Origin of the sequence: Stieleria tagensis (assembly GCF_024129865.1) — a bacterium.
GTDB classification, from domain to species: domain Bacteria; phylum Planctomycetota; class Planctomycetia; order Pirellulales; family Pirellulaceae; genus Stieleria; species Stieleria tagensis.
Genome location: NZ_JAMYFE010000126.1, coordinates 1 through 11,522 on the forward strand (window position 1 = coordinate 1; position 11,522 = coordinate 11,522).

Sequence of the window (11,522 nt, forward strand, 5' to 3'; positions counted from 1 at the left end):
CAACCTGCACGACCTCCAAGCGGGAGAATGAATTGCTAAAGCGCTGGCTTCTAAACTCACGCGTCGGGTTGCGATAAAGACGCAACTTCAAACCGAACGCGTCGAGCTGTCAAACCGACGGATATTGAAGACTCACACACCCGTGCTTAGATGGCGGCTACAGGGTGCCGCGGCCTGATTGCAACAGTGCCAGTGGTTCGGCGCGGCCGGTACGGATCACCGGCCACAGTCCGGCCAACAGACACAGCACCAACGTGATTCCAAATCCAATCGCGAGCTGATGCCAAGGGATCACGAAGCTCGGTGGGCCTGCGAACCAGCGACCGTACTGTGCCATGCCGACGCCGCTCCAACCGGCGATCAGTCCGAATGACAAGCTGAGGAGACAGGCGGCGAGTGCGATCAAGACTGTTTCGGCTATGATCAGTCGGACCAATTGGGAACGTGAGACTCCCACCGATCGCATCACGCCAAATTCCCATGTTCGGGCGCGGACCGACGCGATCACGGTGTTGGCGACCGCCAGCGACATGATCACGAGTGTCACCAGTGGCAAATAACTCATGCCCCAGATCATTCCGTCGGCGCGCATCGAGATGGCTATGCGCACATTCTCGGTCGCCGTCGCACGGGCAAAGGGGCGGTAGGCTGTGACAGCCCCATAACCTTCGCCATGGAACGTAGCACCCGCATCACGCACGGCAATTTGTTGTAACTGAGATTCGACTTTGCCTAGCGAAGCGCCGGGTTCCAAATTCATCCAAAAAAATTCGTTGCGATTCAAATGAAAATCGCGGCGAATGTCATCGCGATTGGCAAACACTACCGTCGCAGTACGAACAAAATGACGTCGCACACCTGAAAATTTGGTGATCCAGTGCCAACCCGGCATGGCAACGACCCCGGCCACACGATAGCCGACGACTTCCTCTGGTGCCGACGGCGGTGTGAATTTCAACAGGTCGCCGACGTCGATTCCGGTGCTGATTTGAAAGTCCTGGGAAATGACACAGCAACCTCCTTTGGCCAGTTGTTGACTGACCGATTGGCGATCCCCCTGCACGAACTGCAAGTTCAACATGGCATCGTCAGCTGACATTGCTGGTTCGGTATCCAGTCCAAACAGCACCGCGTTGTCTTGACGTAATCCCGCGGGTGTCTCCGCGTCGCCCCAATCAAAGCGTGCCTGTTCAATCGCCAGCGGCAACACCTGGTCGGCGCGAACCCCGTCCACCTGGCGAACCGAATCAATCCCTTGGTCGTCTAAGCCGATCGGATGAAAGGCGACCAACATGTCGGGCAACCATTTGCCCGGCAAGAATGGTTGCAGCATGGAATAGCCCCAGGTTTGTGTGGACGTGTACAAACCCAGTCCGACCGACAGTGCCAGTGTGGCGCCGATCGTTCGCCACATGTTGCTAGAGAGTTGTGTGCGGACCATTCGCGAATCAAGTCGCAATGCACCGGTGACCAGCGGCCCCAAGACGCGTTCGCAAAACACCACGATTGCTGGCGTCAACAACACCATCCCCAACAGTAACACGGGATAGGCGACAAATGAGTAGAACCAAGTTCGTACTGTGTCAGAGAGTGGCAACAGGAACACACTGATCGGCGTCAACGCTGCCAATGTGATTCCGATGATTCCCAATGCACCCCACCAGCGATTTTGTGGCGGTGTCGCGCGCTGCGAAAGCCCTGCCAGGGGATCGATCCGCATCGCCCGCCACGCCGGCAAAATGGCGGCCCCCAGTGCACCGACCAGGACGGTCAATCCGGTCAGTGCAATGCAAGTCCAGCCCAGGACGGATCCGGAACTGAATAATCCCGGCAGCACACGACTGCCGATTGCCAACAGCACCCATCCGGCGAGTAGACCACCTAGCCAACCGACCAGTGCAAGCACCACGCTTTCGACTGCGATGAGCGCTGCAATCTGAAGGCGTGTCAGTGCAACAGCACGCAACATGGCAAACTCACGCACTCGCTCACTGACGCCCATGCTGAGAGTTGAAAAGATGATAAAAATCGCCGCCAGCGAAGCCATGCCGGTGGCTGCCCAGGCCTGTGCCATTTGGCCAGACACCGAACGGCTAGATGCCATCCCCGAACGCACCGTGTTAAAGTCGACGATTTTTAACGGTGGCCGATTGGAGGCGAAGCGGGGTTCCCAAACGGTTTTGAATTCATCCATCGAGACTGTGTCACGGAGCGCGACCTGCAACAGGTTGGCTGTCGATTCAAACCCATTGATCTGCTCCGCTACCGCCGGTCGCACATAAATCGCATTGGTGGCAATGCCCTGGACAAACGCGGTTGGAATCCCCAGATGTGTGCTGCCATCCAAATCAGTTTGTGGTGTCGGGGCAGGGCCGCCTGATTTTCGTCCAGGCGGTCCGCCCTTGCCGGACTTGCTGTTAGGCGGGCCACCGCGTCGTGGTTCGCTCAGCACCGGAGCCTCTGTGGCTTGTTCGACCAAGCCAATGACAGACAACCGAACCTGGTTGGCCAACGAGGTGACCAAGACTTCGTCGCCGACCGCCACGTTCAATTTCTCGGCAGCTGTCACGCCAATCACAACCGAGAGTTGACCACCGGAGTCGTCCAGCCATCTCCCCTGCACCATTTCGTACGGCGAATCGGGCGCGGGCGTACTGACCAAAATCGGGTCGATCGGTGGCGCTCCATTCACCGGGGGACGCGAACCGATCAAGAGATCCAAGGCCGAATCAGGTTGCCGGGGATCGGCTGAGTCACTGATTCGCGTCACCGAAACGCGCGCTTGGTTGACTGGATTAAGTTCCAGGACGCCCGGATCCTTCTGCAGTGATGCCAACATGGACTCGTCGATCGTTTGGACCGATCCGGGGGGGCCAACCGGAACCACCAACGCGTCATAGCGTCCCAGGTATTTGTTGGCGTTCTCGTCGAATTGTGAAACCAACGAGTCGTATCCACTGACCACCCAGACCACGGCACAGGTCGATGCGATCACACCGATCGTGGTGACAATCGCGCGTCCCGGATGCAGTTTGAATTGGGAGAGGACCAGGCTGGTAATCAGCTTCAATTGATTCATGCGATTTGAAACTTGTTTCACGTTGATCGACAGGGTTGACAGCGAAGCAGTGGGACAACGCTTCCGTTGTGAAGCTGTGCGTGCGCGTCAGCGCATTGGTCTGTAGTAACCCGACGCGTCAGCGAGGGATCCCGTTAAACGGCTCAATCCCTCGCTGACGCGTCGGGTTACCATAAAAACGCTGGCTTCAAAACGCGTCAGCGGAGGGCCGCGTCCTTTACCTCGCTTGCGGGTCAGCAGATTGAGCCGCTACGGCAACTCGTGTGCCAAGCCGGTGCGTCTCCATCGCCAACGACCTTTGATCGAACTCTGTTTTGAATTCCCTTTCGCACAGCGGCCCCGCGATTGCGAGGGCTGGCCGAAGCCGACGATCGTAAAAAAGGTCTAGTATCAATGCTCTCGCGAGAGTGGCTGTATGGCGAGACCGGCGGAAAATGCGACATGCATGGCGGAAGTTTCGCCGCCCCTTGCATCGCGTGATGATTTAACAGACGGTTTTTAGTTCGCCGGCGTCTGAAACAGCCGATTTTGACGCTGATTTGTTTTTGTTCTCAAGGACACGCGGCTAATGAATTCGAAATCAATTCAAACGCTACTGGGGATTGTTGTTTGGGTGAACTGCTACGCACTCTCGACAAACGCCCAGCAATGGGAAAGCGAATCGTTTGAGCTTCGATCGGTTGACGGATTACAGTATCGGATCTTCGTTGCCCACCCACCCACGCCGGCACCTGCGAGTGGTCGCCCGGTGCTGTACGTGGTCGATGGGAATGCGTATTTCCCGATTGCGCTACGGTTGCTGCAGTCCCATTCGGATGCTTCCCCTTCATCGTTGACCCACCTGCCGACACTCATTGGGATTGGCTATCCGGGGGACGAACGATTCGACATGTCGCGGCGCACCTTTGATCTGACAACTGCGGCAGAACCAGCGAATTTACCGCCGCGACGTGACGGGTCGGCCTGGCCGAAATCCGGCGGCGCCGATCAATTCCTCGATTTCATCGCGCGGACTCTGCGCCCACGATTGACGAATTCGTATTCGCTTAACATGAACCAGCAGGCCATCTTTGGTCATTCATTTGGCGGATTGTTCGTGCTGCACGCCTTTTTCGAGCGGCCTCAGTTGTTTCAAACCTATTTTGCTGCTAGCCCATCGGGTTGGTGGAATGACTACGCCTTGCTGGATGCCGAACGCAGGTTTGCCGCTAGGCCTGATCTTCCGCTGACGACCAAGCGTCTTGTGATCACCGTGGGAGAATCCGAGTTGCTGCCGGGTAAAGGACCCGCTGCTGCGCTGGCGCCCACGGATGCAAAACGTGCATTTGGGACGACAGAAGATTTTTGCCAGCGGTTGGATAAATTGAATCGTGATCGCCTGGAACTTCATTTTGACGTCTTCGCGGGGTTGAATCATGGTGCGTCAGCGGAGGCTGCGCTCGAAAATGCGATTCAGATGCTCAACTCAATGACGCAATGAAAGGAATTTGATTTGGCGATCCATCTGGATACGATTTGACAGGTCGTCATCCCTTACTTGTATTGGACCTTCCTTTTCAAACCAGGCATCACGATGCGTATCGAGTTCGATAGGCCCGAGTTTTTATGGCTGCTGATGTTGCTGCCTGTGATTTGGTGGATCGGTTCCGCTCGGCTACAGCTGCTCGGTCGGTTTCGCGGCATCTTGGCATTGGTGATGCGTTCGTTGGTAGTGGTGTCGATCGTCATGGCCTTGGCCGGCATCCAATGGAGTTGGACTTCGGATCGGGTGTCGGTGATGTACCTGCTGGATCAATCCGAAAGTATCGCTCCGCGGCGGCGTCAGGCGATGTTCGAATTTGTCACTCAAAGCGTTCGCCGTCATCGTAACGAGACACGTCATGACTTGGCGGGTGTCATCGTGTTTGGCGGTCGGCCTGCGATCGAAGTCCCCCCCGACCCTGGCTATTTGCCAGACCTGTCATCGTCAAACCGATTGCCGATCCGTGCCGACGCGACCAACCTGCAACGCGCGTTGGAACTTGCGATGGCATCAATGCCCGCTGACACCTGCCGCCGCATGGTGCTGGTCAGTGACGGCAACGAAACCAACGGCCACGCCGAACAAATTGCCGCCACCGTGGGAGCGATGGGGATCGGGATCGACGTGGTGCCGGTAACGCCTGCGGTGGGAGCCGACGTGGTCGTGGAAAAAATTGATCTGCCGCCCAACGTCCGACGTGGACAAATTCTTGATGCGCGGGTGGTGATGACTCATTTTGCCGCGTTAGCCGACGATGGAGTGAATGGCCAACTGCGCATCGTCCGCAGCGGCGGGCGTGGCGACGAATTGTTGCTGGAACAAACGGTTTCGGTGCAGCCAGGAAAAAATGTCTTTCCGATTAAACACGCGATCGAGCACGACGGGGCCTATCGATACACCGCGCGTTTTGTCCCACACGATCGCCAGGCCGACTCACGCCCCCAAAACAATCAGAGTGTGGGGTTCACCAAAGTAGATGGCCAAGGACGTGTGTTGTTGATCGCATCGGAGGGCCAGCACCAGCAGTGGGATCGGTTGGCAAATCTGTTGCGGGAAGATCAGATCGAAGTCGTTGTACAATCGAGTCATCAGGCGTTGAATTCGATCACCAGTTTGCAGAATTACGATGCAGTGATCCTAGCCGACTTGCCTCGAGTCAGCGGTGAGTCGGAAAATTCAATCGTCCGCATCACCGACGCCCAGATCAAAATGCTGGCGCGCCATACACAGCAACTGGGCGCCGGATTGTTGATGATCGGGGGACCCAACGCATTTGGCGCCGGTGGCTGGAGCGGAAGCGAACTTGAAGCGGCGATGCCAGTAGATTTCGAGGTCAAGAACAAACGTGCCGCCGCTGTCGGTGCTCTTTCGATCGTGCTAGATCGATCCGGCTCCATGCAGGGGCCAAAAATGCAACTTTGTCAATCGGCAGCCAGGGAAGCCATCGCGATGCTTGGTCCGACGGATCTGATCGAAATATTGACCTTTGATTCCCGGACGCACGAAATCATTCCGATGCAGGCGGTGACTCAACCTCGTCACCTACAATCATTGGTGTCAAGCATCCAATCCGGTGGAGGCACCGATCTGTATCCCGCCATGCAACATGCCTACCGCAGTTTGTCGCGCTGCGAGGCATCGGTTAAACATTTAATTGTGCTAAGCGACGGCCAGACGCAGCCGAATCAGTTCGATTCACTGGCGTCTAAAATGAAACACGCTGGCATCACGGTTAGCTGTGTTGCAATTGGACATGGCGCTGATGCTGAATTGATGCGGCGAATTGCGTCACGTGGGCAGGGCAAATTTTATCGAGTCCTCTCGCCCCAAGCGATTCCGAGTATCGTGATGCGAGAGTCACGCCGAGTGGCCCAACCGTTAATCTATGAACGCGAACAGGGACTCCAGCCCAACGTTTCGGTCCCGCATGCCTTGCTGATGGGGATCGATCCGCCGCCTGCGATCACTGGTTATGTGATGACCACGGCCAAGCAAAATCCGCTGGTTCAAGTGCTGCTTGACGCACCGGGACCACAACAGATCTCACAGCCGCTGCTGGCGGTGTGGCAATACGGTTTGGGACGTGCCGCCGTGCTGACGACCGATGGCGGTCAACGTTGGGCGAGCGATTGGAATGACTGGGCGGAACAGCCAGCGTTTTTTCGCCAACTGGTCCGCTGGTTGATGCGTCCGTCGGGAACCAATGATCACTTTACGTTAGCGACGGTCGTCAAAGACGATCGAGTCGAGGTGGTCGTCAGCGCGACCGACGTGGCAGCGGAGAACCTGAACTTTGTCGAGATACAGGCTTCCGTTTTGTCGCCTGACTTGACGCCGATTCCGTTGCAATTGAAACAGACCGCGCCCGGTCGCTACCTAGGGCATTTTCCGCTCAGCCAGCCCGGCAGCTATCTGGTGAACGTCGTCCCCGGATCAGCATCGGCTCCCCTGGTTGCCGGGGTCTGGTCGGTCGCTGATGCGGAGTATCGATTTCGCCAAACCAATCAAACGTTGTTGGAACAGTTGTCAGCAACAGTGCCCCAAGGTGGACAAGCCGGTGAGTTGGCCGCTCCCTTGGACACCAGCTTGCAAGGCTCCTTGCAGAACAATCCATTTCGCGACGGACTCAATACGACCGGCAGCCTCCGGGATGTTTGGCCGCTTTGGGTCTGTTGGGCCAGTGGATTGTTCTTGCTAGATATCTTGTTGCGGCGCATCGCCACTCCCTTCAAAACCATATTGGACCAAAACCGAGCGAGCCGATCGGTACCGGTTGCTGCGCAAACGACAAGCGGACCGATCGCCGTCGCGGGAGCTGATTTGGGAGCAACACGCCGATCAAGTGGATCGCCGCGAGAACTCAGCTACACCGAGCGACTACTCCAGGCCAAGCAGAGGTCTCGCCCAGACTCCTGACCCCGCTCTACGACACAACGTTGGATCGTCGGAGCGATCCACGACCTTTCTGGCGGAGTTTTCGCCGGTGCTGACGAAAATTCCACCGTCACACTGGCATTGAACATTTTGGTCGATGCGGAATCTAAAATTTTCCAACAAACAATTTTCCAACAATCATTGGATCGCCAAAGCACTTCACTGCGAACGCAGATCGTTTGAAACACTGGGCTGAACAGAAAATTTCGGTTTTTGTTGGCCGAATCGGCGCTCAATCGGCAAGTCTGCCGCCTCATCGAATCAGTCGACATCACGGTTTGGCACATTGCGTGCAAAGTCTTCGTCACAGCCACAACTGAGTGGTTGGTTTCTGCCGCAGCAGCTTTGACGCAAAATTCGATCGAGAACCCACTGATAGATGACCTCCGCACCCTCTGATCCACTGACCACTGATCCGTTAACCGTTGTCGAAAACGCCAGCAAACGATTCCGCCAAGGCAACCGAGAGGTCGATGCACTTCAAGGCGTTGACCTGCGGGTCCAGGCTGGATCGTTTGTCGCTGTGATGGGGGCCAGCGGATCGGGCAAAAGTACGCTGATGCATTTGATGGCGGGGCTCACTCGTCCATCGACGGGAACGATCACAGTCGCTGGCCAGGACTTGGCGGAGTTGTCGGATTTTGCGATGACGGATTTTCGTCGCCGCCGGATCGGTCTGGTCTTTCAAGCCTTCAATTTGATCCCCGCGCTCACTGCGGCCGATAACATCCTGCTTCCGCTGCGTGCCGCTGGAAATGCCGCTGGCGGCGAACAGGTGATGGAGGAATTGGCAACTCGACTGGGCATCCGTGAGCGACTGTCCCACCGCCCCGATTCACTTAGCGGTGGCGAACAACAGCGGGTCGCGATCGCCCGGGCGTTGATCACCGATCCCGCCATCGTGTTGGCCGACGAGCCGACGGGCAGTTTGGATTCGGTCACCAGCGAATCCATCTGTGAACTTTTGCGAGATCTATGTGACCAGCAACAGCGAACGATCGTCGTTGTCACACATGAACCGAGTGTCGCCGTTTGGGCGGATCAGGTGGTGGTGTTGAAAGACGGCCGAATCGTCGACCAATTTTCGGCCCGCGAACACGACGACGCCCAGGCGCTGGCGGCTCACTATCAGCACACGTTAGGCGCCGCAGCACAGCACTCCGAATCGGTTAGTGGAGTGTCATTGGACCACGTTGCCTGCTGACCGCCTGTAACCGAGGTTCGGCGACAGGAGCCTGAGCCTGATGATTGAAAAAAGGTACTCGGCCGGTCGCTGGCACCGCTTGCGAAGAGCCGCATCGATAGCTATTTTAATTGCGATTGATTCTCAATAGCGATATCTGATCGACGACGCAGCAAGCCAAAGGCAGTCGCTTCTTAGCCAGCCACGCGCTCGGTACCACCGCTCCGTCAGTTCACGTTGAACCGGCGAGACAGCCCCGCCACTGCGAATAAACTAAGGAGTTTCCCGAAATGCATCCCACACCACTTGCCGCCCCTCACGTCGTTGAGACACCTCGCCACCCTGTCGCCGGCCGCTGCGAGGCCGGTGCCAATTCGGTCGCTGGTCACCGCCAGTCCGGTCTCAACCGAACCCGCAACGCATTCACCTTGGTCGAACTATTGGTGGTGATCGCGATCATCGGAATCTTAGTCGGTTTGCTGTTGCCGGCTGTGCAAGCGGCGCGAGAAGCAGCCCGCTCGATCCAGTGCAGCAACAACCTGAAACAGCTCGGATTGGGTTTGCACAACTATGCGTCAACTTACAAAGGCAAGTTTCCCAACAACGGTTACTCCTGGCCGGGCGGGTATCCGAGTGACTATTCTCCGCTTGCCAAAGTGCTGCCCTTTCTGGAGCAGGCTGCATTGCAGGATTTGATTGATTTCAACATCTACATGGGGCACCCGGCGCTGGCCGATCTGCCTGAGAAACTTCATCAAGCTGCGTCAACGCGTGTTCCGGCCTATGAGTGCCCGAGCGATGTCGGCGCGGAAATTCATATGCTGGAAATGCCCTCGGGGGCTTCGATCCCGATCGCTGGATCGAGTTATTCGATGAACCAAGGCAGCGGAAAAGACGGTGTGTTCCATCCGGGCAACGGCACCAAGTCCGATGGGCTGTGTTGGATCGGCGCCAAAGTCGGTTTCCGTGACATTCTGGATGGCGTCAGCAATACGATTCTGTTTGCCGAAACCACGATTGGGATCGGGTTGGATGTCCCCGTGACTTCGCCAATCAAAGCGATGGACCCGCACGGCTTTCGCGCCTCATCGTCGACCGTCGACATGACGGTTGCTGAACTGGGCCAATCAGGCGGCTTTGATTCGATTTCGTCATACGTCACCGCGTGGAACGGCAATCGCAACCACTATTGGTTGCGCGGCAGTGTGCCAAATGGTCCGGTGATGAATGGTTGGCTGCCACCCAACAGCCCGGTTCCCGATCTGACGCGTGGATCGTCCAAGATCACCGCCGCACGCAGTTACCACACCGGGTTGGCGAAAGTTTGTATCGCTGATGGCAGCGTTCGCAACGTCACCGATTCGATCGACGCCGAAGTCTGGCACGCGAGTTGGACGCGTCACGGTCAGGAAATCAAAACGATCTCCTCGTTTGAATGATCCCGGAGTGTTCACAGACATCCAGAAGGTCGCTCCCACGCCGGCGGCGAAGACCACGCTGGTGTGAGGAGCGAACCTCCGGTCACCAACGCGGGAACGGTATCAGTTGCGTTGCGTGCTGCGACGCGCACAACGAGAGCGCATCACGCAACGACAGACATGCGTGCATCAATAAAGATTGGATTGCCAGCCAAGCGAACCACGCGCAATGGCATGGTCGATGGGATAGCGAGCAACGGCGTCAGGATGGACGGCCATCCTGCGTCTTGTTCGCTTCAATCCTTAGGAAACTCGGCACCAGGGCACGGGAGGGTCGGGGCAATGCAGCACCGATTCGGCAGGTTCATCGTCGAGCGTTATCAAGAACAGCAGGGGAGCCGGATCTGTCAATCGCGACTGACTGGCGTCATCCACCACCAGTTGCGAAAACAGAGACCAAATCAGATCAATCCCGTGGCACTTCGCTGCATCCTGCAGAAGCACGATGCGGACTGACGCTGATCGTTTGTCTGTTTCCGGGGGTTCGCCGAGCGTTGTTGAGTGGTTCGGCGAGACATCGCAATTTGATTTGCCGGCGGAACAACAGCAGCTATTCGGCTGTGGCAATCTGATCTCGGTGGCGGCCACCAAGGTTGCAGCGGCGGAGGCACGCTGGACCAGAAAGTCAGGCGGAGTCACGTCGTTCTCAAACGCCCATTGCAGTTTTTCGGCGTCGCTATGACAACAACACTTGTCCCAGCAATAGTCGGCTGTCGCACAACCACAGGGGCAATGTTCGCAGGGAAATCGTCCGTCTTTTTCGCCTTGAGGGCCGTGTATCGGCAATCCCACCAAGCCGACCGCAAACACCATCAGCAACAGTGTGCTGATGACGCGCCGGGCGAGGCGTGACGATGGAGATCGATAGGGAGACAATGGCAACAAAATGAGCCAAATACTGAAATCGGAACCGATTGCGACCCGCTCCTCACAGCGGCCAGCATAGTCAACGCCAGGTCCGTTCAAAAGCCCGGCAGCCAATGTTTCTCTGCGCCCGATTGTCACGATCGTCTGCGGCTGGGATTTGTGATCCCAGTCCGGCGGCAAATCCGGATTGGTAAAGGCCAGCTACAGATTTTGAAGCCAGCGGTTTCGCGTGGGGCATTATTTTTTGGTAACCCGACGCGTCAGCGAGAGATCCCGCTAACACGGGGTTTGCAGGGCGAGGTTGAACAATCGCCTCACGTTTTGAGCTAGCACGAGCAGGCCTGTCTCCGCAGCGGCACGCCAGCGGCCGCAACCGTGGAAAACCATGTGGCGAAGTTTTTGACTCTGGTTGCGGTCTCATTACGCCAACGGCGTTCGACAGCCTAGCCTAGGGTCAGG

The 11,522-nt window shown here is 57.0% G+C and carries 6 protein-coding genes; 4 read left to right on the forward strand and 2 right to left on the reverse strand.

Annotated elements, in window-relative coordinates; all coding sequences use genetic code 11:
* Positions 1 to 157 precede the first annotated feature (157 nt).
* Positions 158 to 3,079: an ABC transporter permease gene (locus tag NHH03_RS25425; protein ID WP_253161071.1), complete on the reverse strand. Its 2,922-nt coding sequence runs from the start codon at positions 3,077 to 3,079 to the stop codon at positions 158 to 160.
* A gap of 568 nt (positions 3,080 to 3,647) precedes the next feature.
* Between NHH03_RS25425 and NHH03_RS25430 the strand changes: the two genes are divergently transcribed.
* The 4 genes from NHH03_RS25430 (at position 3,648) to NHH03_RS25445 (ending at position 10,157) form a co-directional block, all read left to right on the forward strand.
* Positions 3,648 to 4,559 carry an alpha/beta hydrolase gene (locus tag NHH03_RS25430; RefSeq protein WP_253161073.1) on the forward strand — a complete coding sequence of 304 codons (912 nt, stop codon included), beginning with the start codon at positions 3,648 to 3,650 and terminating at the stop codon, positions 4,557 to 4,559.
* 93 nt (positions 4,560 to 4,652) lie between these two features.
* Positions 4,653 to 7,517, forward strand: a complete 2,865-nt coding sequence (locus NHH03_RS25435) for a VWA domain-containing protein (RefSeq protein ID WP_253161075.1) — start codon at positions 4,653 to 4,655, stop codon at positions 7,515 to 7,517.
* Positions 7,518 to 7,914: 397 nt separating this feature from the next.
* Positions 7,915 to 8,739 carry an ABC transporter ATP-binding protein gene (locus NHH03_RS25440; protein ID WP_253161077.1) on the forward strand — a complete coding sequence of 275 codons (825 nt, stop codon included), beginning with the start codon at positions 7,915 to 7,917 and terminating at the stop codon, positions 8,737 to 8,739.
* A 269-nt stretch (positions 8,740 to 9,008) separates the two neighbouring features.
* Complete coding sequence (locus tag NHH03_RS25445) at positions 9,009 to 10,157, forward strand: DUF1559 family PulG-like putative transporter (protein ID WP_253161078.1); 1,149 nt, start codon at positions 9,009 to 9,011, stop codon at positions 10,155 to 10,157.
* A gap of 282 nt (positions 10,158 to 10,439) precedes the next feature.
* Here NHH03_RS25445 and NHH03_RS25450 read toward each other — a convergent pair whose 3' ends face one another.
* Positions 10,440 to 11,078 carry a hypothetical protein gene (locus NHH03_RS25450; RefSeq protein ID WP_253161080.1) on the reverse strand — a complete coding sequence of 213 codons (639 nt, stop codon included), beginning with the start codon at positions 11,076 to 11,078 and terminating at the stop codon, positions 10,440 to 10,442.
* Positions 11,079 to 11,522: the final 444 nt, after the last annotated feature.

Excerpts from the sequence above, each read along its gene's own strand:
- NHH03_RS25425 (WP_253161071.1), bottom strand. The coding sequence starts at position 3,079 with ATGAATCAATTGAAGCTGATTACCAGCCTGGTCCTCTCCCAATTCAAA.
- NHH03_RS25440 (WP_253161077.1), top strand. The coding sequence starts at position 7,915 with ATGACCTCCGCACCCTCTGATCCACTGACCACTGATCCGTTAACCGTT.
- NHH03_RS25435 (WP_253161075.1), top strand. The coding sequence starts at position 4,653 with ATGCGTATCGAGTTCGATAGGCCCGAGTTTTTATGGCTGCTGATGTTG.
- NHH03_RS25430 (WP_253161073.1), top strand. The coding sequence starts at position 3,648 with ATGAATTCGAAATCAATTCAAACGCTACTGGGGATTGTTGTTTGGGTG.
- NHH03_RS25445 (WP_253161078.1), top strand. The coding sequence starts at position 9,009 with ATGCATCCCACACCACTTGCCGCCCCTCACGTCGTTGAGACACCTCGC.